This window comes from Segnochrobactrum spirostomi, assembly GCF_009600605.1.
Lineage (GTDB): Bacteria > Pseudomonadota > Alphaproteobacteria > Rhizobiales > Segnochrobactraceae > Segnochrobactrum > Segnochrobactrum spirostomi.
On record NZ_VWNA01000003.1, the window covers coordinates 809,479 to 833,082 of the forward strand.

Here is a 23,604-nt window from a genome sequence, read left to right on the forward strand (position 1 = left end):
ATCGGTTCACGCCACGCGGCGGGCTGCGCTCGTGAAGTCTGCCGCGAAGGTTTCGGCGATGGCGAGCACGGCGGCATGGATCGGGCCCGAGGTGATGGTCGGGATCACCGAGGCATCAACGATGTAGGCGCCGTCGAAGCCGCGCAGCTTCAGATCGGCATCGACCACGCTCTCGGAATCGGCCCCCATGCGGCAGGTGCCGAGCGGGTGGTGGTGGGTGATCACGGCCCGGGCGATGAAGGCGTCGAGGTCGGCCTCGCTGCGGACGTCGAGGCCGGGATAGATCTCCTCGGCCCGCCAGTCGTCGAGCGCGGCGTGATGGCCGACCTCCCGGGCGAGCTCGAGCGCCCGGCGCACCAGACGGCGATCGTGGTCGGTCGTGAGATAGGCCGGATCGATCATCGGCCGATCGTCGAGGTCCGGGCCGGTGAGGGTCAGCCGGCCGCGGCTCGTCGGGTGCGTCACGCCGGAGAGGATCGTGAAGGCGCTGCCGTACTCGGGCGCGGCGAAGCACTCGGACACGGTCGGGGCGGCGACGCAGCCGAGCACGACGTCGGGCGGACCGTCCGCCCGGGTCGGATCGTCCGCGTTGAGATACATGAGCGATTCCGAGTGCTGCAGGAGCGACGGCGGCACCGGCCGCTTGGCGCGGTAGACGTTGCCGGCGGTCAGCAAGTGATCGTGCAGGTTGGCGCCGACGCCCGCCACATCCGCGACGCAGGCGACACCGACGGCTTCAAGGTCGGCGGCCGGACCGATCCCGGAGCGCATGAGAAGAAGCGGCGAGGCGATCGCACCGGCGGCGAGGCAGATCAGGGACGCCGAGACCGTCTTCGTCGTGCCGCCGTGCTCCATAACGATGCCGGTGACACGGCTCCCGTCGAGAACGAGGCGGTGGACGCGCGCGCCGGTGACGAGCGTCAGGTTCGGGCGGTCGAGGATCGGAACCAGGTAGGCGTCGGCGGCGCTGACGCGGCGCCCGCCCCGGATGGTGAGCGAATTCGGCGCCAGACCATTGAGCGGGCCGGCATTGTGATCGCCGATTTCGGGGACGCCGAGGGCGCGACCCGCCGCCATGTAGGCGCGCACGACGGGGCTCACCTCGGCATCCGGCAGATAGACGGGCAGCGGGCCGGCGTCGCCATGGGCGGGCCCTGCCCCGCCGGAGAAGGCTTCGAGCCGCCGGAAGGCCGGCAGCAGCCCCTCATAGGACCAGCGCGCCGAACCGGTCGCGGCCGCCCACGGCGCAAAATCGTCGGCGTGGCCGCGCACATGGGCCATGGCATGGAGGCAGCTCGAGCCGCCGACGATGCGCCCACGGGGCCAGGGATGGATGCGGCCAGCGGTTCCCGCCTGCGGCACCGTGCGGTAGGCCCAATCGTAAGGCCGATCCTGCAAGGTCGGCCATTTCTGCGGGATGGCGATGTCGGGATCGTTCGGGTGCTCGCCCGCCTCGATCAGGCCGACGGAAAGGTTGGGGTCCTCCGAGAGGCGCGCGGCGAGTACCGAGCCCGCCGACCCGGCGCCGATGATGAGAACGTCGAAGCCGAGCGGGGCAGACGCGGATGGGTCGAACGCAGACATGACAGTTCCTCTCCGCCCGGCGGGGCGGCGCATGACGACGGGCCCGCGCGGGGGCCGCGCGGTGCGGATGGGAGAAATCGAAGCCGGCACGCGAGCGCAGGGCGCTCCGTGTCGGTGGCGCGCTAGATCAGCCCGCCGGGGGCGAGGCGGCCCATGATCTTCTGCTGCACGGCGGCGAGGTGCTGCCACATCGCCCGCTCCGCTGCCTCGGGATCGCGGGCGGCGATCGCTTCGGCGATATGGCGGTGCTCGGCGTCGCGGGAGCGGACGCGCTCGGGCACCAAGGTCGCGTCGCTGTCGGTGAAGCGCAGCCGCCCGTCGCTCGCGACCCGGTGCAGGATCACATAGAGTTCGGAGGCGAGCCCGTTGCGCGATCCGGCGGCAATCGCCTTGTGGAAGACCATGTCGGCCGCGATCGGATCGGCGTCGGCCGCCGTCGTCGCCGCGCGCAGGATGCGGTCGATCTCGACCGGCGTCGCACGCAAGGCCGCGAGACGGGCGAGCGCCGGCTCGAGCACCATACGCAATTCCATCACCTCGAGGGGATTGGTCGAGTTGATGAGGCTGCGGCCGCTTTCGAGCCCGGTCGAGGCGCGCCGGCCGGCACGGGCCGGCTCCAGCTCGCCGCGGGCGCGCAGCACGCCAAGGGCGCGGCGCAAGGTGTGGCGCTTGACGCTGAGCTCTTCGGCAACCACCCGCTCCGGCGGCATCGTCCCCGTCTTCGCGATGATGCTGCGGACCGCCTCGACCAGATCGTCGAAGGACGACTCATCCTGCCGCCCGGCGGCGCGGCCGGCAGCCGGGCGTCTGCCCGCCCTGCGTTCGGATTTGTCCGCCATCGCGTCCATCGAGGTCACACCTGTTCTTGCGTCTGACGCGCGGTCCGGCCGGGCACCGGACCCCGCTGCGTGCTCGGGACTCGCCCCGAAGTGTAGAATTCGCGGCGCCCAGTTACAACATTGGTTGCCCTCTGGTCGAGCATCTTTCGCCCTCTCGTCGCACCGCACGCAGCCTGCGCGCGAAAGCGGCGATCCCGCCGAAAGCCGGCCCCCGCCGCGGCGGCGGCGGATCCGCTCGCCCGAGCGGCGGGATGAGCGCACATGGCAAAAGCGGTTGCCGAACCGCGAGCGGGATGCGAAGCTTTGACCATTATAACCAATACGGTCGTTTTTTGGTTGAGCTTCGCGAGCCGCGACCGGCCGTATTTCCCCGCCCGCCCCGAGCCCAGAGCAGCACGATGCGTTACAAGCCGTCCGATCATCCGGTCTTCACGTTGACGACCGGACCCGTCGATGCCTATCCCGCGGTTCTGCGCGGCCTCGCCTCGACGGTGCTCTACGATTACGACCCGGCCTTCCAGGCGACCTATCAACGGGTCGCGGAGAAGCTCGCGACCATCGTCAAGTCCGAGACGATGCCGGTCGTGCTCCACGGCGAACCGGTGCTCGCCCTCGAAGCCGCCGCCGCCTCGCTGATCGGCCGCGACGACGTCGTGCTGAACCTGGTCTCGGGCGTCTATTCCAAGGGCTTCGAAGGCTGGGCGGCGCGCTCCGGCGCCAAGGTGATCGAACTCGCCGTGCCCTACGACAAGGTCATCGATCCCGCAGACGTCGCCCGCGCCCTCGCCGCCCATCCGGAGGTGACCGTCGTCGCCGCCTGCCACCACGACACCCCGTCGGGCACCATCAACCCGGTCGCCGACATCGGCCGCGAGGTCGCCCGCCACGGCGCCGTCTTCCTGGTCGACGCCGTCTCGTCGTTCGGCGGCATGGCGGTCGATGCCGCCTCGGCGCATGTCGATCTCTTCGTGACGGGGCCCAACAAGTGCCTCGGCTGTCCGCCCGGCCTGTCGATCCTCGGCGTCTCGAACAAGGCGTGGGCGAAGATGAAGGCGAACCCGAACGCTCCGCGCGCCTCGATCCTCAGCATCCTCGATTGGGAAGAGGCCTGGCGCCACGACAAGCCGTTCCCGTTCACGCCGTCCGTCGCCGAGATCAACGGCCTCGAGGCGGCGATCGACCTCTATCTCGCCGAAGGCCCGGAGCGGGTCTGGGCACGCCACGACCTCACCGCCCGGGCCTGCCGCGCCGGCATCGCGGCGATGGGGCTCGCGATCTGGCCGGCAGAGGAGCGCTTCGCCTCGCCGACCGCGACCGCCGTCAAGATTCCGGCCGGCATCGACGAGGCCGCGCTGCGCGCCGAAATCCGCGCCCGTTACGGCGTGGTGCTTTCCTCCGGCCGCGGCGAGACGCTCGGCAAGCTGACCCGCATCGGCCACATGGGCCCGACCGCGCAGCCGCTCTACGCCATCGTCGCGCTGACGGCCCTCGGTGGCGCCCTCTCCGCCCTCGGCCATAAGGTCGATGTGGGCGCGGGCGTGGCCGCCGCGTTGGCCGTCATCGACGCCGCCTGAAAGGCGACCGAGGCGGGGCGCGATCCTCATCGCGCCCCCCGCACATAATGGAGGCCGAGCGCGGGCGGCAGGCTCGCCCGCCGGCCGAACAGGACGAGGATCGCGAGCACCGCCGCGAACGGCAGCATCTGGATCACGTCGGTCGGGATATCGACGCCGGCGACCTGGAGCGCGGTGGTGATCGACAGGCAGGCGCCGAACAGGAGCGCGCCGAGCAGCACCCAGAGCGGCTTTCCGCGCGCCAGCATGGCGAGCACGATGCCGATGAAGCCGGCCCCGTTGGTCATGAACGGGATGAAGATGCCGGCGCCGACCTCGGCCATGAACGCGCCGCCGATGCCCGCCAGGAAGCCCGTCGTCAGCACCGCGAAGGTGCGCACCCGCACGACGTCGACGCCCGCCGCATCGAGCGCCGCCGGCTTGTCGCCCGCCGCCTGCAGGGCAAGGCCGAGCTGGGTCGAGCGAAAAACATAGGCGACGAACGGGACAGCCAGAATCGCCAGGTAGACGATCGGCGGCCGGTTGAACAGCGCCGGGCCGATCGCGGGGATCGACGACAGACCGGGGATCGCCAGCGTCTCGACGGCCGGCAGGCGCGGATAGGACTGGGCGAACTGGAAATGGTGCAGGAGCGCGGTCAGACCTTCGGCTCCGAGCGTCAAGGCGATACCGATCACGATCTGGCTGAGGCCGAGGCGGACGCAGAAGATCGCCATCAGGAGCGCGACCGCCATGCCGCCGACCCCGCCGCCGAGAAAGCCGAGCCAGATTGAGCCGGTCTCATAGGCGATCAGGAAGCCGACATAGGCGCCGATCAGCATCATGCCCTCGATGCCGATATTGAGGACGCCGGCCTTCTCGGAGATCTGCTCGCCGAGGCCCGCGAGCAGGAGCGGCAGGCCCGCGGTGAGCGCGCCGAGAATGAGCGAGGTGAGGAATGCTTCGGTGAAGAGAGCCGACATGATCACTTCCCCGCCGCGCGACGACGTTGGTCGAGATATTCGGTGATGCCGAGCATCACCAGGAGGATTGCCACCACAACCAAGGTGAAGAAGTTCGGCACGCCGGTGCGCCGCGCCGCGCTCTCGCCACCGATCGACAAGACCGAGAACAGGAAGACGAAGGCGATCGAGGCGAAGCCGTTGAAGCGGGCGAGAAACACGAGCGGCACGACGGTCAGGCTGTAGGCGGGGTTCCAGTCGGCGCGGACATTGCCCTGCACGCCGAGGATCTCGACCGCCCCGCCGAGCCCCGACAGCGCCGCGGAGATGGCGAAGACGGCAACGGTGAGCGCCGGCACCGGCAGGCCGGCATGGATCGCCGCCCGCGGGTTCGCCCCGACGATCCGAAGCTTCAGCCCGAAGGCGGTGCGGGTCATCACCAGATGGACCAAGATGATCGCGGCGAGGCCGATCAGGAGGCCCGACGAGATCGTGGTATCGAACAGACGCGGCAACCGGTCGGCGACCGCGAGCGTGCGGGTCTGCGGCACTGTCGTCGCGGGGTCACGGAAGGCGAGTTTGACGAGCACGTTGGCGAACGAGACGCCGAGAAAGGTCATCATCAGCGTGGTGATGATCTCGTTGACGCCCTGATAGGCCTTGAGGAGCGCCGGCAGCACCGACCACGCCGCACCGACGGCCGCACCGACGACCAGGCAAACGACGAGCGTCGCCCAATCCGGCAGCACGTGGATGAGGAGCGGTGCGAGCGCGGCGACCACCACGGCGCTGAGCAGGAACTGGCCGTCGCCGCCCAGATTCCAGATCCCGGCGCGGAACGCCACGATGAGACCGGAGGCGATGAGGAGGAGCGGCGCCATTCGCGTCAGCGTCGCCTGGACGCCGTAGGGCGACAGCAGCCCGCGCTCGACCACGTAGGAATAATAGGCGAGCGGATTGACGCCGAGCGCGAGCAGCACGAGGCCGGACAGCACCAGGGCTCCGACGACGGGGACGAGGGCCATCGCGACGAGCCGGAGCCGCGCCCGAAGCGCCTCGGTGCGGGGAGTGAGGACGGCATCGCCGCCGATCTGGACGCTATCCGTCATGCCGCAACGCCACTCATCAGTTCGCCGACCCGGTTGCGGGCCTCGCCGTCGTTGGGAACCACCCCGACCACCCGCCCGCCCGACATGACGGCGATCCGGTCGGAGAGCTCGAGCACCTCCTCGAGGTCGGTCGAAATCAGCACCACCGCGAGGCCGCGATCGGCGGCGTCGCGAATGCGCTGGCGGGTCGCGCGGATGTTCTGCACGTCGAGACCGTAGGTCGGCTTGGCGAAGATCACCGCGCGCGCCTCACCGGAGAGCTCCCGGGCGAGCAGCGCCTTCTGGATGTTGCCGCCGGAGAGCTTGCCGATGGCGGTCTCGATGCCCGGCGTGCGGACGTCGAATTCAGAGACAAGCCGGCGCGCGTGGGCGGCGATCGGTTCGGGTCGCTCGATGCCGCGCAGCCAGAACGGCGCTTCGCCGACCTGCTTTAGGAGCAGGTTCAGGGAGATCGGAAACGCCCCGACGGTGCCCTCGCTGAGGCGGTCGTCGGTGACGTAGCGCAGGCCGCGGCGGCGGCGATCGCCGACGTCGAGCCGTTCGATCGCCTCGCCGGCGAGGCGGATGGCCCCGGCCGCGAGGCGCCGCTGGCCGGCGAGCGCCTCGGCGAACTGCTTCTGTCCGTTGCCGTCGATGCCCGCGAGGCCGACGATCTCGCCGGCCGCGACCGAGAGGTCGATACCGCTCACCGGCACCGCCGCGTCTTCGACCGCGAGGCCGGCGATCTCGAGGATCGGCGCGGAGGAGGCCATACGCCGGCGCGCCGGCTTCGCCGCGGCGTCGGCCGCCGCGATGTCCGTGCCGAACATCAGGCGGATGATCTCGGCCGTCGCCGCCGCCGAGCCGAGGGCCGCGAGGCGCTCCGGCGCGATCTCGCCCACCTTGCGCCCGAGGCGCAGCACGGTGATGCGGTGGCCGAAGGCGAGGGCCTCGTTGAGCTTGTGGGTGATGAAGACGACGGAAAGGCCGAGCTTGACGAGCCGCCCCATCAGCGCGCCGAGGTCCTCGGCCCCCTTCGGCGTCAGCATCGCCGTCGCCTCGTCGAGGATGAGGACGCGGCTCCCGCGCATCAAGGCGCGGACGATCTCGACCTGCTGCTGTTCGCCGAGGGAGAGCGATCCGACCTTGGCATTGGGGTCGATCTTGACGCCGATATCGGCGCACACCGCGGCCATCTTGGCGGCGACGGCGGCGCGGTCCGGCCGCGACCACCAGCGGCGGCCGAGCGCGATGTTGTCGACGACGCTGAGCGAGGGCACCAGCATCGAGTGCTGGAAGACGGTTCCGATGCCGAGCTCGAGCGCGCGGGCCGGGGAATCGATGCGCTGCTCATGGCCGTCGATGAGAATGCCGCCTTCGTCCGGCACCTGGATGCCGGAGAGCATGCCGACCAAGGTCGACTTGCCGGCCCCGTTCTCGCCGAGCAGAACATGGACCTCGCCGGGCCAAAGATCGAACGCGACGCGATCGTTCGCCACCACGCCTGGGAAGCGTTTGGTGACGTGATCGAGGGTCACGATCGGGCGCAGGCTGGCGCCGGCCGTGTGCGGCGGAGGGGCGGAATGGGAAGCGGACAGCGTCATGATCGGGACGAACTCTCGGCCGCGCCCCCATCGGAGGGCGACGGCGAAGGACAGGGACGCCCCGCAGGGGCGCCCGAGACGGGGGCGACGCGAACACCGTCGCGCCGCCCGCCGGCGATCCTCACTGCGCAGTCGGCAATTGCTGCACGAGCTTGTGGACACTGTCGGCGTCGAAGTGCGGCGTGACCTTGATCTTGCCGTCGACGATGTCCTGACGCAGCGCCTCGATCTGGGTCCAGACGTCGTCGGGGATGTGGCTCGTCTTCAGAAGCTTGACCGAGCCGTCGGCCAGATGAATGTCGTAATTGTGCGTACCGTATTTGTCGGCCTTGATGTCCGAGATCATCGCCGTATAGACCGGCGTCAGGTTCCAGACCACCGAGCTCAAGAGATTGCCCTTGTCGATCGGGGTCTTGTCGCCGATGACGTCGATGAAATAGACCTTGCCGCCGTCGGTCGCCTTGTTGGTCTCGACCGCCTGAAGCATGCCGAAGCTCGAGCCGTTGCCCTGGCCGAAGATGATGTCGGCGCCCGCGGCGATCAGCGCCTCGGTGACGCGCTTGCCGCCGGCCGCATCCGAATAGGCCGCCGGGCCGATCACCGCATAGCGCACCACGATGCCCGGCTTCTCCGCCTTGGCGCCTTCCGCGAACGCCGCGGACTGGGCGTTCCACGACGGAGGCTCGCCGGAGACGACGATGCCGACGGTGCCGGTGCGCGACATCTTCGCCGCGAGGCGGCCGGCGAGATAGGCGCCCTCGTGACCGCTCGCGGTGTAGTCGGCGACGAGGCCGGCTTTAAGCGCATCCGGACGGTCCACGATCGCGACCGGAACCTTCATCTCCTCGCCCACTTCCGGCGCGGCGGTGTTGTAGCCGCTGGCATGGGCAATCAGGAGCCCGGCGCCGTCCTCGGCGAGTTCGCGAAGCGTCGGGCGCACGTCGCCGTAGCCGAGATTGTCGGCGACCATCACCTTGATGCCGGCCGCGGCGCCGGCCGCCTTGGCGGCGTCGATGCCCTGCTGGTTCCAGCCATAATCGGTGCCGGCTTCCGGCGTCAGGATCGCGATCGCCTTCAGTTCCGCCGCACCCGCCATCGGCGCCAGGCCGATCAGCGCGAGCGCCACACTGCAAAGAAGAAGCTTACGCATCTTTGTGTTCCCCTGTTTCCGAACGATGTTCTCTGGTGGCTTATTTTGTAATTGTAGTTTCGATTGTTCTTTTAGACGTCCCCGACTATTGTTATTTAAACTCCATGTTTCCCGCGGAGATCAATAGAGATGTCGGATTTTTTAGCGCGCAGCGCGGCCGTCGCCCTTCTCGTGACGAGCGTGCTGGTGGGATGGGGTTCGGGCACAGGCCCGCTCGCCACCGGCACAGCCCAAGCCGAGGAGGCCATGGTTGTGCAGCGTGGCACGGAAGGGCTGAGTCCGGTGCCGTTCCGCGTGGCGAACCAGTCCGATCAAGCCATCGTCTGCGCCGCGGCAACAGCGCACTGGTACTCGATCGAGATCGGACGAGCTCAACCAAATACGGAATTGGTTGAGACGATTTGGTCGAAGCCGGCGACCGGCGAAGTGTTTGCCCTCAACACACACGAGGACCACATGCCGATCCAGACGCTGTGGTGCGGCCTCGCCGGCGCGGACGTCTCGACCCGCACCGAGATTCGCCTCGAGCGGAAGATCGGCGTGAAGGAACCCGCGATCAGCCTGACCTGCACGAGCGATCCGGCGGCCCACAGGCTGGCGTGCCGCCGCCTGGGCGCCGAATGATCGGCCGGGTCGTCCGATGATCCGCATACCGACCTCCCCCGCAGTTCGATGACCGCGCCGAAGCGTCCGTGTTTCTCAACCAAAAAGCCAGAACCAAACGATCTGGTCAAGAGAATGGGCGGCCATTCCGGTCGTTCCAGAAATTCCAACACGATTGTCGCCACTGACGCTGCCTCATTTAGCGGCAGCGTAAATCGTGAAAAACTCAATGTTTCTGGGCATCAATCCGGAACATTTTGCTGCCGTTGAACAACAAAGTTTCAAATTTCGCGGTCGAGACTAAATTTTGGGCCCCGACCGCTCCCGCGATTGGGGCTTGACCATTTTCGGCGATTAATGGTTGGATCATGCCACCCGAGCCCGACACGAGCGTGCGCCGCCGGTTGCCCCGCGCCGCCCCGCCGATGTGCCTGACCAAGGACTACCAGAAGAGCGTCCGGGAAGCGGGTCCTTCAGAGGAGAGCGGACGATGAACGCGCAAACACAGACACGGGATGTGCCGGTCGCACACAAGCTGAAGACCGGAGCCGAATTCAAGGCGACGCTCGACGACGGACGCGCCATCTGGGTGAACGGCAAGCGGATCGCGAGCGTGTTCGAGGAGCCCGCGCTCGCCGCCGGCGTCGATCTCGTCGCCTCGATGTTCGACGACCAGTTCAAGCCGGAATTCGCGGACGCCACCACCTGCATCGACCCCGACAGCGGCGCGATCGTCAGCCGCGCCTGGCAGGTGCCGCGCACGATCGAAGACCTCGCCGATCGCCGCAAGCTGATCGAATATACGAGCCTCAAGACCGCCGGCACCTTCGGCCGCCCGCCCGACCTCGCCCCGGCGATCGCCGTCGGCCTCCTCGCCTACCTGCCGACCTTCAAGGCGAAGAAGTCGCTGATCGATGGTTGCGCGCCGGATTTCGCCGAGAACATCGAGCGCTACGTCGCCTTCGGCCGCGACAACAACCTGACCGCCTCCGAAAGCCTGACCGGCCCGCAGAACGACCGCTCGTCGGCCAAGGGCTCGGAGTCCTCGCTCCTCAAGGTCAAGAACGTCGAGAAGGGCGGCATCCGCATCTCCGGCGCCAAGACCGTCGGCTCCATCTCGGCCCAGGCCAACGAGATCTTCTTCACCAACCTCGGCGGCATCCGCGAGACGCCGGCGGAGGCGTGCATCTGGGCGTCGGTTCCGATCGCCTCGGACGGCATCAAGCTCATCTCGCGCGAGATGGTCTCCCATCCCGGCGCCGACCCGTTCGACCATCCGATCGCGAGCCTCGGCGAGGAAGCCGACCAGTTCATCGTCTTCGACAACGTGTTCGTACCGACCGACCGGATCTTCAATCTCGGCGATCCGACCGCGATGCAATATTACGGGCCGGTCTGCGTGTTCGCCCACTGGCACGTGCTGACCCGCCTCGCCGTCAAGGCGGAGCTCTTCGTCGGCGCCGGCCAGCTCGTGCTCGACGTGCTCGGCACCGGCCACATTCCGGCGGTGCAGGGCATGCTCGGCGAGCTCATCGAATATGCCCAGACGCTGCGCGCCTTCATCTACGCGGCCGAAGCCAAGGCGAAGCCGACCGAGGGCGAGGTGATGGCGCCGGATGTCGGTATGCTCACCGCCGGACGGCTCTATTCGATCCAGCACTACCCCCGCATCATCCACACGCTCCAGGAGCTGTGCGGCCAGGGCCTCGTGATGCGCTTCGGCAAGGCGGCGTTCGAGAACCCGGACATCGGCCATCACCTCAAGGACCTGTTGCCCGGCAAGGGCGTCAGCGCCGAGGTGAAGGAGCAATTGATGAACTTCATCTGGGACATGACCTCGAGCTCGCTCGCCGGCCGCGTCGCACTGTTCGAGAACGTGAACGCGAGCCCGGCTCCCCGGCTGCGCGAACGCCTCTACAACGAGGTGAAGCGCGACCGCTTCGTCGAGCAGGTGAAGACGCTCGCGCGCATGCCCTGATCGGGCGTCGCGACCGGCGAAGCCGCGCCACATCCGCCGGGCCCCTCTCGGGCCCGGCCCGGACCAACGAGCGGGGCGCCAAGCGCGCCTCGCGGCGGAACGGGGAGACGCGCCATGGTGCGCGAAACGGTCGGGACGGAACCGCCGGGCGGGGATGTCGTCGGCGCCTTCTATGATGCCTACAATGCCGGAAACGCCACGGCCGCGGCGGCGCTCTATGCCGATGACGGCTGGCACGAGGAGGCGCACAACGGCGCCCGCCGTGCCGGGCGGCAGGCTCTGCGCGAAGGGCTCGAGCGCTTCTTCGCCTTCCTGCCCGACGCCCGTTGGGAGCGCCGCGAGCAGATCGCCGCCGGCGCGTCCGTCGCCGTCGTCTATACCCTGACTGGCCATCTCGGCATCGACCTCAAGGGCGCGCCGACCAAAGGGCGCCCGATCACACTCGACGGCATCCACGTCTTCGAGATTGCGGACGGCGCCATCGTCGGGACCCGCGATTATTGGGACCCGACCGCGTTCGGCCGTCAGATCGCAACCACACCCGCGACGGGGACCGGCGCGAGGGAGCCTGGCGCATGACGGACGAACCCGCCGACCTCGACGCCGCGACGCCGACGACCCCGCGCCACGCCGGCTTCGCCGAGTACGAAGCCTATGACGCGACCGGGCTCGCCGCCCTCGTGCGCACCGGGGATGTGACGCCGGACGAGCTCCTCGATGCCGCCCTGTCGCGGATCGAAGCCCACGAGCCGGCGCTCCACGCCCTCGTCCACCGCTTCGAGGATCGCGGCCGCCAGGCGATCGCCGCAGGCCTGCCCGACGGTCCGTTCACGGGCGTGCCGTTCCTGCTCAAGAACACCGGGCTCGAACTCGAAGGCACCATCCTTTCGACCGGCTCGCGCCTGTTCGCGGACGCGGTCTCGCCGCGCACCGGCACGCTGGTCGCGCGATACGAGGCGGCGGGGCTCGTGCTCATCGCCAAGTCGAACACGCCCGAGTTCGCGCTGAGCTTCACGACCGAGCCCGACGCCTTCGGCCCGAGCCGCAATCCGTGGGATATATCCCGCAGCCCCGGCGGCTCGTCGGGCGGCTCCACAGCCGCCGTGGCCGCCGGCTACGTTCCGATGGCGAACACGTCGGACGGCGCCGGCTCGACCCGCCTCCCCGCCTCCCATTGCGGCCTGTTCGGCTTCAAGCCGAGCCGCATGCTGAACCCGCTCGGGCCGATCGCCGTCGAGGCGATCGCCGGCATGTCGACGCCCCACGCGGCGAGCTGGAGCGTGCGCGACAACGCCGCCCTGCTCGACGCCACCGCGGGCCCCGACATCGGCGACCCTTACGCCGTGCCGCTCGGCGCGGAGAGCTACCTGAGCGAGGTGGGACGCGAGCCCGGCCGTCTCCGGATCGGCTTCACCCCCGCCTCCCCGCTCGGAACGCCTGTCGACCGCGAATGCGTCCGGGTCGCCTGCGAAGCCGCCGACCTCTGCGTCGAACTCGGCCATCACGTCGAGGAATGCGAGGCCGGCTACGACGCCCATGCCCTGATGGCGGCGTGGCGTATCATCGTCGGCGTCAATGTCGCGCCGGCGGTCGAGATGCGCGGCAAGGCGCTCGGCATCGCCGACCCGCTGAGCCTCCTCGAACCCGTCAACGCAGAATGGGTCGAGGAGGCGCGGCGCCTACCGGCGACGGCCTATCTCGGCGCCGTCAATACGCTGCACCAGACCGCTCGGGCGCTCGGCCGCTTCTTCCAGCGCTACGACATCCTGCTGTCGCCGACCGCCGCGGAGCTGCCGCCACCGCTCGGGGCGCTCGCGGGCGCGGGCAAGAGCCTCGATCGCTTTTACGAGGCGTTCTGGACCCATGCCCCCTTCACCTGCGCCTTCAACGCGGCGGGGTGCCCGGCGATGAGCGTGCCGCTCGGGCACTCGACCTCGGGGCTCCCGATCGGCGCGCATTTCGGCGCCGGCTTCGGGCGCGACGGTCTCCTGTTCCGCCTCGCCGGCCAGATCGAACGGGCGCGCCCCTGGTTCGGCCGACGGCCGCCGCTCGGTCTCGGGGGCACCGCATGACCGACCTCCTGACCCTCTCGGCCCGCGAGACGGCGCGCCGCGTCCGCGCCGGCGACGTCAGTGCGGAGGCGGTCTGCGCCGCCTTCGCCGACCGGATCGCCGAGCGCGAACCGGACGTGCAGGCCTGGACTTACTACGACCGCGACCGCGCCCTCGCGGAGGCGCGCGGGGTGGCGGCCGGGCCGCTCGCCGGCATCACGTTCGGGGTCAAGGACGTCATCGACACCGCCGACATGCCGACCGGGTACGGCTCGGCCCTCTACGAGGGCTTCCGCCCGGTCGCCGATGCGCCCGTCGTCGCCCTCGCCCGCCGCCTCGGCGCGGTGATGATGGGCAAGACGGTCTCGACCGAATTCGCCATGGCGAGCCCCGGCAAGACCCGCAACCCGGCCGCGCTCGACCATACGCCGGGCGGCTCGTCGAGCGGCTCGTGCGCGGCCATCGCCGCCGGCATGGTCCACGTCGCCTTCGGCACCCAGACGTCGGGGTCGGTCGTGCGTCCCGCCTCCTTCTGCGGAATCGTCGGCTACAAGCCGAGCTTCGGCACGCTCAACCGCGCCGGGGTCAAAGCGCTCTCCGACAGCCTCGACACCATGAGCCTGCTCGCCCGCGACGTCCGCGACGCCGCGTTCGCGACCGCCACCCTCGCCGAAATGCCGTCCCTCGAACTCGGGACCGTCACCGCGCCGAAGACCGTCGGCCTGTTCCGCACCTCGCGCTGGGACTTGGCCGAGCCCGCGACCCGCGACGCACTCGACCGCGCCGCGGACGCCCTGCGCGCGGCCGGCGTGACCGTGCGCGAGCTCGCCGTGCCGGATGAATTCGAGCGGCTCTATGCCTATCACGACGCCGTCATGGGCTGGGAAACGCCACGCACCCTCGCGTTCGAGCATGGGCCGCTCGGCGACCGTATCGCGCCGCTGACCCGCGCCTTCCTCGACCAGCTCGCGAAGGCGACCCGCGCCGATTACGACGCCGCCCTCGCCGGCTTGAAGGATCGCGCGGCGATCCTCGACGGCCTTCTCGACGGCTGCGACGTGCTTCTCACCCCCGCTGCGCCCGGCGAGGCGCCGGCCGGTCTCGCGGCGACCGGCGATCCCGTCTTCAACAAGGTCTGGACGCTGCTCCACGGTCCCGCGATTGCCGTGCCCGCCGGCAATGGCCCGGGCGGACTGCCGGTCGGGGTGCAGGTGATCGGCCGTCTCGGCGACGATGCCGCGACGCTCACCGCCGCCGCCTTCCTCGAAGATTCGTTGGCGGAGAACCGGCCATGAGGCACCCGACGACACCCGAACCGCGGTCGCCTCTCGCGATCAGCCCCGAGCATATCCACCACGCGGAGCCGCACCTCGTCGAATCCTTCAAGCGCGCCATGGGCCTGCTCACCGGCGCCGTGACGGTGATCACCGCTGGCCACGGCGAGACGGCGCGCGGGCTCACCGCGACGGCGGTGTGCAGCGTCTCGATCGCGCCGCCGACGCTGCTCGTCTGCGTCAACCGCAACGGCGAGGCCCACCATGCCATCGCCGACAACGGCGCCTTCTGCGTCAACATCCTCGCCGAACAGAACCGTCCGGTCGCCGACCGCTTCGCGGGCCGTGCCGGGGCCAAGGGGTCGGAAAAGTTCCTCGGGGCCGATTGGGGTCCGCTCGTGACCGGGGCTCCGGCGCTCGGCGATGCCCTCGTCAGCATCGATTGCACGATCGCCGAGAGCGTCGAGGCCTACACGCACACCGTCTTCTTCGGAACCGTGCTTGCGGTGCGGCTCGGCCCGTCGCAGCCGCCCCTCGTCCATTTCGACCGCGCCTACCGCTCCCTGGCCTGATCGGCTTTCACGCCATCGGCCCAACACGAACCTTCAGGGGATTCCCGGACCGGGAAGATCATCACATGGCAATCAGTGATTTGGCTCTCGTCGAGGCCTGGAAGGACGTTCTGAAGCTCTCGAAGCTCACCGCGGGCGAACAGGTCTCGCTGCTCGTCAGCGACGACAGCAATCCGCAGCTCGTGTCGACCGCGCGCATCGCCGTCGGCCAGCTCGGCGGCATCCTGACGATCCTCCAGCTTCCGCCGCTCAACGGCGACGTGGCGCTCAGCCGCGACAAGTCGGGCTATGTCGGTCACACGGCGCTCAAGGGCAACCGGCCCGCGCTCGAGGCGATGAAGCACTCCGATCTCGTGATCGACACGATGATGCTGTTGTTCTCGCCGGAACAAGACGAGATCCTCAAGACCGGCGCGCGGATGCTGCTCGCCTGCGAGCCGCCCGAAGTGATGCTACGCATGAAGCCGAACGCCGACGACGGGCGCCGCGCGACGAACGCCGCGAACCGTCTCGCCACGGCGAAGACGATGACGGTGACGTCGAAAGCGGGCACGGATTTCCGCTGCGACCTCGGTCAATATCCGGTGCTCAAGCAGCAGGGCTTCGTCGACCGCGCCGGCGGCTGGGACCATTGGCCGAGCTGCTTCGTCGCCACCTGGCCGAACGAGGGCTCGAGCGAGGGCACCATCGTCATCGACACCGGGGATATCCTGCTCCCCTTCAAGCGTTATGCCCGGGAGCCGATCCGCCTCACCATCGAGGGCGGCGTGATCCGCAAGATCGAGGGCGGCTTCGAGGCCGAATATCTGCGCTCCTACATGGAGACGTTCGACGACCCGGACGCCTATGCGATGGCCCATGTCGGCTGGGGGCTGCACAACCGGGCCCACTGGACCACGCTCGGCCTCTATGACCGCGAGGCGGGCCTCAGCATGGACGCCCGCTCCTTCATGGGCAACTTCCTGTGGTCGAGCGGGCCGAACACGGAAGCCGGCGGCAACCGCGACACACCCTGCCACATGGACATTCCGCTGCGCGGCTGCTCGCTCTCGCTCGACGGCGAGCCGATGACGATCGACGGCCGCGTCATTCCCGCCGACCAGCTCTGAGGAGCCGACCGGGGCGGGTCCACCGCCCCGGTCGCTCACCTCACGCTTTCGCCGCAGCGGCCTTGGCATCCTCTTCGGCGAACACCTCGCGAGCGATGCGGAAGCTGTCGAGCGACGCCGGCACCCCGCAATAGATCGCGACCTGGAGGAACACCTCCCGGATCTCGTCGCGGGTCAGCCCATTGTTGAGGGCGCCGCGGACATGGAGCTTCAGTTCGTGGGGACGGTTCAGCGCCGCGATCATCCCGAGATTGAGGAGCGAGCGGTCGCGCCGGGCGAGTCCCGGCCGGCTCCACACTTCGCCCCAGCAATAGCGGGTGACGAGCTCCTGCAGCGGCCGCGTGAAATCGTCGGCCTCGGCCAGCGACTTGTCCACGTAGGCGCTGCCCACGACGGCGCGGCGAATTTCCAGGCCCTTCTCGTAAAGGTCGTCACTCATTGATGTGTCTCCGGATCATCGGCTGGGGCGGGGGTGAGAGCGAGCGCGGCGCGCGCGGCGTTCGCCACGTGCCGTTCTGCGAGACGACCGGCGCGCGGACCGTCTCGCGCCGCAAGCGCGGTCACGAGGGCATCGATCTCGGCGAGCGACGCGTCCTTGCGCGCGGGATCATTGAGCGAGCGCGCCCGGAGCAGACTGGTGCGCACGGCGAGCCGTTCGATCAGTTCGAGCGCCACGTCGTTACCGGCACCGCGGCAGAGCGCGCGATAGAAGGCGAGCTTGGTGTCGAGGATGTCGGGAAGCGGCCCGTTGGCGTAGGCGCTCACGAGCGCGGCCTCTGCGGCCCTGAGAGCGGCGACCGCCGGCGCGTCGGCGCGCTCGCAGAATTGACGCGCGACGAGGCCTTCGAGCGCAGCCCGCACGGCGTAGATGTTCTCGGCGTCGGCGCGGCCGAGCACCGCGACCGAAAGGCCCCGCGGCCCGGCGACGAGAAGCCCTTCGGTTTCGAGCTCGCGCAGCGCCTCGCGCAGTACGGTGCGGCTGACCCCGAGGGCGGCGCAGAGATCCTTCTCGAACAGCCGCTCGCCGGCGGGAAGCCCGCCGGTTTCGACGAGCCGCCGCAAAGTCGCGGCGAGCTTGCGCCGCAAGGGCGCGCTCTCCTGGACGATCGGGGCGATCTTGGCGCCGGCAACCATCTGCGAGCCTCTTCCTGCCGCTCAGCCGAGCAGGAAGGGATCGACGGCGGCGTGAAAGCCCTCCGGCCGGTCGAGGTTCGCCAGGTGGCGGGCGCCGTCGATCACGGCGAACTCGGCACCCGGGATGAGCCCGACGATCGCCTCGGAGAGAGACGGCGGCGTGCGCTGATCGCGCGAGCCGACGACGACGCGGGTCGGCACTGTCACACGCTTGAAGAGTTCGACCACATCGCTGGTGAAGACGGACTGGGCGGCCTCGATATAGGCGTCGGCGCTCATCGCCGCGATGCTCGCGACGAGGGCCTCGACGTGCGCCGGGTCGCCGTCCTCGACGAGGGTCTCGGTCGCGTAGCGGCGGGCATAGTCGTCTATCGAGCCGTCGCGGATCGTCTTCTCGATCGCCGCGGCGCGGGTCGCGCCGGCCTCGCCCTGGGTGGCGAAGGAATCGGCGATGACGAGGCTCTTCACGAGGTGCGGCGCGATGTCGGTGAGGTGCGCCGCGATCGGCCCGCCCATCGAGATCGCCACCACCTTGGCCGGCTTGCCGCCGAAGGCGGCGAGCACCGCGGCGAGGTCGGTCGCAACGTTGCGCACCGTGAAGCCGCCGTTGCGGCTCGAGCGGCCATGGCCGCGGGCATCGACGGCGATCACGTCGAAATGCGGCGACCAGCGGCGGATCTGCTCCTGCCAGAGCCACGCGGCGGTGCCGAGGCTGTGGATCAGGAGAAGCGGCTCTCCAGCACCGGCGCGATCATAGCCGAGGCGTTCCCCATTCACGTCGATCTCGGACACGGCTTCCATCCCTTGGTTGGCGGTTCGCGGCGGTCCGGCCGCAACGGGGCAGGTCCTCCCCATCGGCCTGCGCCTCATCGTATGGCATTAGTAACGTCATACATTATGACAGGTCAAATCCTTACGCTGCGCCCCGGCGCGCCCGCTGAGGCGTCGCCGAACGCATCCCCTTTGAAAATCGAGACGCGGAATCGGGAGAAAGCCCATGGAGATCGATGACCACGGCGGCGGTGTTTACGGGGTCGTTTTCACCCGCACGGCCGACGGCAACCACCTGACCTCGCCGCAGATCGCGGACTTCGCGGCAACGCTCGATCGCGTGCTGGCGAAGCCCGATCTCAAGGCGGTGGTTCTGTCCGGCGAGGGCGCGCATTTCTGCGCCGGGCGCATCGGCGCCAAGGGCCTGACCTCGGCGGCGGACGTGCGGGACGACCTCAACCTCATCCTCGAGGTCAACAGCCGGCTGCGCAGCTCTCCGGTGCCCTTCGTCGCAGCGGTCGAGGGCAAGGCGTTCGGCTTCGGCTGCGGGTTCTCCACCCAGTGCGACGTGACGATCGCCGGAGATGGCGCCGTGTTCGCGCTGCCGGAGATGTCTCACAAGCTGCCGCCGCTGATCGTGCTGTCCTATTTCGGCAAGTTCGTCCCGTTCAAGAAGGCCTTCGAACTCGCGCTGACGAGCCGGGAATTCGGCGCGGCCGAAGCGAAGGAGATCGGGATCGTCACCGAGGTCGTCCCGACCGGCGGCGCCTTCGAGCGCGCCCTCGCCTTCGCCCGGACGATCGCGGAGCTCGACGCGGAATCGGTCCAGCTCCTGCGCGCCTTCGCCCGCCGGGTCGCAGGGCTTTCCGACGACATCGAGGCGCGCAACGGCGTCGCGACGATGGCGATCGCCCTCGCCGCCCGCGCGAGCGCGCACTGAGGAGCGCACGGCGCGGCAGCGGCTCCCGTTTCGGAGGAACGACTTTGACCGACAGCGTGCTCTTCATCGGGGCGGGACGAATGGGCGGCCTGATGGCCGCCCGCCTCGCCGACAGCGGCGTTCCGATCGCCGTCGCGGACCTCTCGGAGGGGGCGCTCGAGCCGTTCCGGGCGCGGGGCCTTCCGACCGCCACGACCGGCGCCGATCTGCCGGGCGATATCGTCATCACCATGCTGCCGACCGACCGTCACGTCCGCGACGCCCTCGTCGGTCCCGGCGGCGCCTGCACGACGATCCCCCGGGCGATCGTGGTCGACATGTCGAGTGCGGCCCCGGCGAGCACCGTCTCCCTTGCCGGCGATCTCGCAGCGATCGGCACCGAGATGCTCGACGCGCCGGTGAGTGGCGGCATGGCGGGGGCGCGCGCCGGCACGCTCATCGCCATGGTCGGCGGCGACAAGGCGGCCTTCGCCCGCATCCGCCCCCTGATGGAGCGGATGTGTGGCGAGGTGTTCCACCTCGGCCCCGTGGGCTCTGGTCATATCGTCAAGGCGCTCAACAACTTCCTGTCGGCCGCCACGCTGTGGACGGCGACCGAGGCGCTGATCGTCGGCACCCGCCTCGGCCTCGATCCCGACGCCATGCTCAAGGTGTGGACGGCCGGCTCCGGCAAGAGCCACGCGACCGAGGTGAAGCTGCCGCGCCACGTGCTGACCGGCACCTTCGATTTCGGCCAGAGCCTCGATTTGTTCTGCAAGGATATCGGCATCGCGGCCGACCTCGCCCGCCGCGCGGACACCGAAACGCCGGGGCTCGACGCCTTGATCGCCCTGTGGGGCGCCGCCCGCGACCGTCTCGGCGGCGGCGCCGACATCACCGCGATCGCCAGGATGCTCGATCCCGACGCCGGAGGGTGATCGGGCATTGGTATGGCCTGCAGATCCGCTCAACCGCAATTTTGCCTGGCGGGACGATGAAGTTTTGAAAACGGTGCGCGGGCGTCTTAAAGTCGTCGTCGTGCGCCGGATGGCGCCACCACCAACGCAAAAAAGGCCGCCATGACCGAGACGCCCGCCCCCGACGCCTCCCTTCCGCTGTTCTATCGGAAGCCGATCCTCCTGCGGTTTCAGGATCACGGCGCCTATGGCGTGCGCCCGCAGAGCGATTTCCGTTTCGCCGCGGAAGCGATCGCCGTTCCGCTCGTTGGCAGCGAGTTCGCAGCGGCTGGTCGCCACTATCCGATCGTGTTCGCCACAGAGGGCTCAGTGATGCCGCTCGCGGTGACGGGGATCGCGGCGGGCCGCAATCTCTTCGTCGAGACCGATGGCCGCTGGCGCTCGGGCACCTACATCCCCGGCTATGTGCGGCGCTACCCGTTCATCGGCATGACCGCCCCGGACCCGTCCGCGCCGCTGATGCTCGGCATCGACGCCGAGAGCGAGCGCCTGACCAAGAACGCCCACCGCGACAGCGCCGACGCGCTGTTCGACGCCGCTGGCAAGGCGACGGACACGAGCCGCAACGCCATGGCGCTGTGCGAGGCCTATGCTCTCGACCACGAGCGGACGCGCCTCTTCGGTGAGGCGCTCGAGGCGAACGGCCTCCTCATCGAGCAGACCGCCCAGGTCCGCTACGCCGACGAGAGCGGCGCGAGCGTGCGTGGCTTCCGCGTCGTCAACGAGCAGGCCTACCGCGCCCTCTCGCCGGAGGTGCTCGCCGACTTCCACGGCAAGGGCTGGCTCGAGATGATCGTGCTCCACCTCGCCTCCCAGCTTTCGTGGCAGGGTTTGGTGGAGGCCTCGGCTCCGGCGCAGACCAAGGCGGCCTGACGGCCCCCGTCTGACCACACGACACGGCGGGCCTTTGCGGCCCGCCGATCCCTTCAAGCCACGTTACCGAGACCCGACCGCGCCGCCTTGCGGCAGGCGTTCGGCCCGATCCGCGACGGAGAGGATTGCCTCGGCGGCGCGCCGGACCCCCTGCGCGCGCTGCATGCGCGCCGCGCAGTCCGCAAGACGGGCGCGCATCGGCGCATCCGCAATGAGCGAGCGGATCGCAGCGGCAAGATCCTCGGCACTCCAGCGATAGCGATCGAGCGCCGCTCCGACGCCCGTTTCCGCGGCGCGGCGCGCATTGTCGTGGCCGTCCCAGCAATAGGGCATGACGAGCGAGGGGACGCCGTAATAGAGGGCCTCGCAGAAGCTGTTGTTGCCGCCGTGGTGGATGAACAGGCGCGCCTGGGCGACGACGCTCGGCTGCGGAAACCAGCCGTCGAGAAAGACATTGTCGGGCACCCGGCCGTAGAGATCCCGCCAAGCGCCGACATTGACGAGGAAGCGGCAGGGCAGCGTTTCGAACACCGCGAGCATCCGCTCGATGAGGTGGGTATCCATCGCCCCGAGGCTGCCGAAGCTCAGATAGACGAGCGGCCCGTCATCGTGGGCGGCGAAGGGCGGCGGCGTGAACGGCCCCTCCGACCGCACGCAGCCGTCGAGATAGACGAAGCGGTCGGGATCGAGCGCGGTCGCCCGCGGGTAGCGGACGATGTCCGGGGCGAGCAGGAGATTGAGGAAGGGCGAGGCTTCGAGGAACTGGCCGGCGGGATAGTGTGTGCGGCCGGCACTCGCCAGAAAGGCGTTGAAGCGAGCGTGGGCCGGCGCGACCGCGGCCCGATAGCGCGTCTCGAACGCGCCCCATGCGGAGCGGTCGTCCGTCGGCAGGCCTGAGAGATAAGGCGGCACGGCCGGATCGGGCAACTCCGTTTCCGCGCAGGAGACGACCCGAACCCACGGCACGCCGGCCTCGGCGATCGCCGGAAACATCACCACGTTGTCGAGCACGACCGCCGCAGGCTTCAGCCGAGCGAGGAGCCGTCTCAACGGCGCTTCGGCGGCGATCGCGGTGTCGACGATCGCCTCCCAGGTCGGCGCCACATAGGCCTCGATCTGCTCGGTGGGCGAAAGGCGGAAACTTTCCTTATGGCGGGCGACGAAGGCCGTCCAATCGGCGGGCGCGGCCACGCCGCCCTGGGCAATGATGGGATATTCCGGAAAGCCGTAATCCGCGAACACGCCGCGGAAGCCGTCGTGGCAGATGAAGACCGGGCGGGCGCCGGCGCGGCGGAGTTCCTGCGCGATGCCGATGCAATTGAGCGCCGCCCCGTAGCTCGCCTCGGGGAACAGCGCGATGGTGCGGCCCGCCCCCGCGAATCCGGCGCGTTCGGAGCCATCGCGTTCATCGCCCGACAACCCGCAGGGGCACCGGAACGCCGCGCCCGACGACCTTGGGCCGCTCGACCTTGGACAGGCGGAGGTGGACACGCATCAGATCCGCGGCGAGTTCGAGATCGCCGCGCTCGATCTCGACGAGAATCTGGAGATGCTCGCGGTTCGATTGCATCAGGCGAAAGACGTTGGCGCCGCCGCCTCCCATGCCGCTCCCCATCCCGGTGCGCCGCCGCCGGTGGTGGGCCGTCAGCGCCTCCTCGATGAAGGCGTTGCCGCAGGAGCGGGCGACGAGGGCGTGAAAATCCCGATCGGTGCGGTCGAACAGCGCGAGATCGAAGGCGGCCGCGTCGGCGGCGGCGAGCCGCTCCATCGCCTCGCGCAGGCTCGACAGGGCGATCGGATCGGCATGGAAGCCGGGCGCGAGCAGCGCAGCCGGTTCCAGAATCATACGGAACTCGAAGCTCTGGCTTTGCGATTCCGGCGTCAGCCCGGCCGGCTTGAAGATCCATTGCTGGCCGGCGGCGCGCTCGACGAGTTGCTCCTCGAGCAGTCTTTTGAGCGCGTTCTGTACAATCTGCCGGGACACCCCGTAGCGGCGTTGCAGCCCCGCGACCGTCTGCGCCTCGGGTATGCGGCGGGCGGCGAGATCGCGCAGCACCGACTCGTAGAGGCGATCCTCCTCGCCGGCCGGCAGCGGCGGACCGTCCTCGGTGACGGTCGCCGGATCGACCGCGAGACGGTATCCGCCCTCGCTGTCGGCCTCCGCCAGCCCCTGCCCTTCAAGAATTTGAAAAACCTTGCGGATCGGCGTTCGGGAGACATTGCAGCGGGACGCGAAGAGCTGCTCCGGCAGCCGATCGCCGGCGCTCAGGCCGTCCGCGCGGGCGACCTTCAGCACCTGTAGCGCCAGATCCAGATGGCGCTGCCGCGGCGGCCTGCCCGTCTCCGTCATCGATCCTGTCCGATTGCGATCGTTTGCGCATGCTGCCCCCGAGCGCGCCCGGAAGGCAAGAGCCGGCAAAGCGGAATTGCGCCGCCGCATCGAAATCAGCTTGACGTATTTTTGTCGCGATTAATACTGTGCCTCACGGGGCGAACAGAACCGCACCAGCGGACGGTCGCCCACCAGAGACGGAACACAGGCGAAAGCCAGGGGAGCCACGTC

General features: G+C 69.4%; 22 protein-coding genes. 11 read left to right on the plus strand and 11 right to left on the minus strand.

What is annotated here, in order from left to right; genetic code table 11:
- Positions 1-6: 6 nt before the first annotated feature.
- Together F0357_RS23750 and F0357_RS23755 are read right to left on the minus strand one after the other, a co-directional pair.
- Positions 7-1,584: a GMC family oxidoreductase gene (locus F0357_RS23750; RefSeq protein ID WP_153491317.1), complete on the minus strand. Its 1,578-nt coding sequence runs from the start codon at positions 1,582-1,584 to the stop codon at positions 7-9.
- Between the two features lie 122 nt (positions 1,585-1,706).
- Positions 1,707-2,423: a FadR/GntR family transcriptional regulator gene (locus tag F0357_RS23755; protein WP_153491321.1), complete on the minus strand. Its 717-nt coding sequence runs from the start codon at positions 2,421-2,423 to the stop codon at positions 1,707-1,709.
- 398 nt (positions 2,424-2,821) lie between these two features.
- Here F0357_RS23755 and ppaT point away from each other — a divergent pair, with 398 nt between their 5' ends.
- Positions 2,822-3,997, plus strand: a complete 1,176-nt coding sequence (gene ppaT / locus F0357_RS23760; protein WP_153491325.1) for a pyridoxamine--pyruvate transaminase — start codon at positions 2,822-2,824, stop codon at positions 3,995-3,997.
- Between the two features lie 26 nt (positions 3,998-4,023).
- Here the strand turns inward: ppaT and F0357_RS23765 are convergent, their stop codons facing one another.
- The 4 genes from F0357_RS23765 to F0357_RS23780 form a co-directional block, all read right to left on the minus strand.
- Positions 4,024-4,959: a putative B6 ABC transporter permease subunit 1 gene (locus F0357_RS23765; protein ID WP_153491329.1), complete on the minus strand. Its 936-nt coding sequence runs from the start codon at positions 4,957-4,959 to the stop codon at positions 4,024-4,026.
- A 2-nt stretch (positions 4,960-4,961) separates the two neighbouring features.
- Positions 4,962-6,047, minus strand: a complete 1,086-nt coding sequence (locus F0357_RS23770; protein ID WP_153491332.1) for a putative B6 ABC transporter permease subunit 2 — start codon at positions 6,045-6,047, stop codon at positions 4,962-4,964.
- A complete protein-coding gene (locus F0357_RS23775) occupies positions 6,044-7,630 on the minus strand; it encodes a putative B6 ABC transporter ATP-binding protein (RefSeq protein WP_153491342.1) in 1,587 nt (528 codons plus the stop codon). Before F0357_RS23775 ends, F0357_RS23770 begins: the two co-directional genes overlap by 4 nt.
- 121 nt (positions 7,631-7,751) lie before the next feature.
- Positions 7,752-8,780, minus strand: coding sequence for a putative B6 ABC transporter substrate-binding protein (locus F0357_RS23780; protein ID WP_153491345.1), 1,029 nt, complete (start codon positions 8,778-8,780; stop codon positions 7,752-7,754).
- Positions 8,781-8,909: 129 nt separating this feature from the next.
- Here F0357_RS23780 and F0357_RS23785 point away from each other — a divergent pair, with 129 nt between their 5' ends.
- From F0357_RS23785 to F0357_RS23815, 7 genes are all read left to right on the plus strand, one after another.
- On the plus strand, positions 8,910-9,404 hold the full coding sequence (locus F0357_RS23785) for a hypothetical protein (protein ID WP_153491348.1): 495 nt from the start codon (positions 8,910-8,912) through the stop codon (positions 9,402-9,404).
- 469 nt (positions 9,405-9,873) lie between these two features.
- Positions 9,874-11,361: a 4-hydroxyphenylacetate 3-hydroxylase N-terminal domain-containing protein gene (locus tag F0357_RS23790; RefSeq protein ID WP_153491350.1), complete on the plus strand. Its 1,488-nt coding sequence runs from the start codon at positions 9,874-9,876 to the stop codon at positions 11,359-11,361.
- Between the two features lie 114 nt (positions 11,362-11,475).
- Entirely contained in the window at positions 11,476-11,940 is a 465-nt protein-coding gene (locus F0357_RS23795; protein WP_153491352.1) for an ester cyclase, read from the plus strand.
- Positions 11,937-13,433 (plus strand): amidase, encoded by a 1,497-nt coding sequence (locus F0357_RS23800; RefSeq protein ID WP_153491354.1) that lies wholly within the window; start codon positions 11,937-11,939, stop codon positions 13,431-13,433. Before F0357_RS23795 ends, F0357_RS23800 begins: the two co-directional genes overlap by 4 nt.
- Positions 13,430-14,707, plus strand: coding sequence for an amidase (locus F0357_RS23805; protein WP_153491356.1), 1,278 nt, complete (start codon positions 13,430-13,432; stop codon positions 14,705-14,707). Before F0357_RS23800 ends, F0357_RS23805 begins: the two co-directional genes overlap by 4 nt.
- Positions 14,704-15,258, plus strand: a complete 555-nt coding sequence (locus F0357_RS23810; protein WP_246161871.1) for a flavin reductase family protein — start codon at positions 14,704-14,706, stop codon at positions 15,256-15,258. Before F0357_RS23805 ends, F0357_RS23810 begins: the two co-directional genes overlap by 4 nt.
- 65 nt (positions 15,259-15,323) lie before the next feature.
- Entirely contained in the window at positions 15,324-16,367 is a 1,044-nt protein-coding gene (locus F0357_RS23815; RefSeq protein WP_153491359.1) for a 2,5-dihydroxypyridine 5,6-dioxygenase NicX family protein, read from the plus strand.
- A 40-nt stretch (positions 16,368-16,407) separates the two neighbouring features.
- On the opposite strand, the gene pcaC is transcribed toward F0357_RS23815, so the two are convergent.
- The 3 genes from pcaC to F0357_RS23830 are packed head-to-tail and all read right to left on the minus strand — an operon-like array spanning position 16,408 to position 18,293.
- Positions 16,408-16,806: a 4-carboxymuconolactone decarboxylase gene (pcaC, locus tag F0357_RS23820; protein WP_153491362.1), complete on the minus strand. Its 399-nt coding sequence runs from the start codon at positions 16,804-16,806 to the stop codon at positions 16,408-16,410.
- Complete coding sequence (locus F0357_RS23825; protein ID WP_153491364.1) at positions 16,803-17,501, minus strand: GntR family transcriptional regulator; 699 nt, start codon at positions 17,499-17,501, stop codon at positions 16,803-16,805. Before F0357_RS23825 ends, pcaC begins: the two co-directional genes overlap by 4 nt.
- A 21-nt stretch (positions 17,502-17,522) precedes the next feature.
- On the minus strand, positions 17,523-18,293 hold the full coding sequence (locus F0357_RS23830; protein WP_208948572.1) for an alpha/beta fold hydrolase: 771 nt from the start codon (positions 18,291-18,293) through the stop codon (positions 17,523-17,525).
- Between the two features lie 205 nt (positions 18,294-18,498).
- On the opposite strand from F0357_RS23830, the gene F0357_RS23835 reads away from it, so the two are divergent.
- The 3 genes from F0357_RS23835 to F0357_RS23850 all read left to right on the plus strand — a co-directional run bounded on the left by F0357_RS23835 (position 18,499) and on the right by F0357_RS23850 (position 21,041).
- Positions 18,499-19,212, plus strand: coding sequence for an enoyl-CoA hydratase/isomerase family protein (locus F0357_RS23835; protein ID WP_153491371.1), 714 nt, complete (start codon positions 18,499-18,501; stop codon positions 19,210-19,212).
- A 44-nt stretch (positions 19,213-19,256) separates the two neighbouring features.
- Positions 19,257-20,129 carry an NAD(P)-dependent oxidoreductase gene (locus tag F0357_RS23840; RefSeq protein WP_153491376.1) on the plus strand — a complete coding sequence of 291 codons (873 nt, stop codon included), beginning with the start codon at positions 19,257-19,259 and terminating at the stop codon, positions 20,127-20,129.
- 141 nt (positions 20,130-20,270) lie between these two features.
- Positions 20,271-21,041 carry a SapC family protein gene (locus tag F0357_RS23850; protein ID WP_153491381.1) on the plus strand — a complete coding sequence of 257 codons (771 nt, stop codon included), beginning with the start codon at positions 20,271-20,273 and terminating at the stop codon, positions 21,039-21,041.
- A gap of 63 nt (positions 21,042-21,104) precedes the next feature.
- On the opposite strand, the gene F0357_RS23855 is transcribed toward F0357_RS23850, so the two are convergent.
- Positions 21,105-22,460 carry a nucleotide disphospho-sugar-binding domain-containing protein gene (locus F0357_RS23855; protein WP_153491385.1) on the minus strand — a complete coding sequence of 452 codons (1,356 nt, stop codon included), beginning with the start codon at positions 22,458-22,460 and terminating at the stop codon, positions 21,105-21,107.
- The gene (locus F0357_RS23860) at positions 22,447-23,391 is read right to left on the minus strand and encodes a GntR family transcriptional regulator (protein ID WP_153491390.1); all 945 of its coding nucleotides are present in this window, start codon (positions 23,389-23,391) and stop codon (positions 22,447-22,449) included. Before F0357_RS23860 ends, F0357_RS23855 begins: the two co-directional genes overlap by 14 nt.
- Positions 23,392-23,604 lie beyond the last annotated feature (213 nt).

Coding starts and splice junctions, on each gene's coding strand:
- F0357_RS23775 (WP_153491342.1), bottom strand. CDS start 7,630: ATGACGCTGTCCGCTTCCCATTCCGCCCCTCCGCCGCACACGGCCGGC.
- F0357_RS23835 (WP_153491371.1), top strand. CDS start 18,499: ATGGAGATCGATGACCACGGCGGCGGTGTTTACGGGGTCGTTTTCACC.
- ppaT (WP_153491325.1), top strand. CDS start 2,822: ATGCGTTACAAGCCGTCCGATCATCCGGTCTTCACGTTGACGACCGGA.
- F0357_RS23815 (WP_153491359.1), top strand. CDS start 15,324: ATGGCAATCAGTGATTTGGCTCTCGTCGAGGCCTGGAAGGACGTTCTG.
- F0357_RS23790 (WP_153491350.1), top strand. CDS start 9,874: ATGAACGCGCAAACACAGACACGGGATGTGCCGGTCGCACACAAGCTG.
- F0357_RS23825 (WP_153491364.1), bottom strand. CDS start 17,501: ATGGTTGCCGGCGCCAAGATCGCCCCGATCGTCCAGGAGAGCGCGCCC.
- F0357_RS23765 (WP_153491329.1), bottom strand. CDS start 4,959: ATGTCGGCTCTCTTCACCGAAGCATTCCTCACCTCGCTCATTCTCGGC.
- F0357_RS23785 (WP_153491348.1), top strand. CDS start 8,910: ATGTCGGATTTTTTAGCGCGCAGCGCGGCCGTCGCCCTTCTCGTGACG.
- F0357_RS23770 (WP_153491332.1), bottom strand. CDS start 6,047: ATGACGGATAGCGTCCAGATCGGCGGCGATGCCGTCCTCACTCCCCGC.
- pcaC (WP_153491362.1), bottom strand. CDS start 16,806: ATGAGTGACGACCTTTACGAGAAGGGCCTGGAAATTCGCCGCGCCGTC.
- F0357_RS23795 (WP_153491352.1), top strand. CDS start 11,476: ATGGTGCGCGAAACGGTCGGGACGGAACCGCCGGGCGGGGATGTCGTC.
- F0357_RS23860 (WP_153491390.1), bottom strand. CDS start 23,391: ATGACGGAGACGGGCAGGCCGCCGCGGCAGCGCCATCTGGATCTGGCG.
- F0357_RS23755 (WP_153491321.1), bottom strand. CDS start 2,423: ATGGCGGACAAATCCGAACGCAGGGCGGGCAGACGCCCGGCTGCCGGC.
- F0357_RS23750 (WP_153491317.1), bottom strand. CDS start 1,584: ATGTCTGCGTTCGACCCATCCGCGTCTGCCCCGCTCGGCTTCGACGTT.
- F0357_RS23800 (WP_153491354.1), top strand. CDS start 11,937: ATGACGGACGAACCCGCCGACCTCGACGCCGCGACGCCGACGACCCCG.
- F0357_RS23810 (WP_246161871.1), top strand. CDS start 14,704: ATGAGGCACCCGACGACACCCGAACCGCGGTCGCCTCTCGCGATCAGC.
- F0357_RS23805 (WP_153491356.1), top strand. CDS start 13,430: ATGACCGACCTCCTGACCCTCTCGGCCCGCGAGACGGCGCGCCGCGTC.
- F0357_RS23850 (WP_153491381.1), top strand. CDS start 20,271: ATGACCGAGACGCCCGCCCCCGACGCCTCCCTTCCGCTGTTCTATCGG.
- F0357_RS23780 (WP_153491345.1), bottom strand. CDS start 8,780: ATGCGTAAGCTTCTTCTTTGCAGTGTGGCGCTCGCGCTGATCGGCCTG.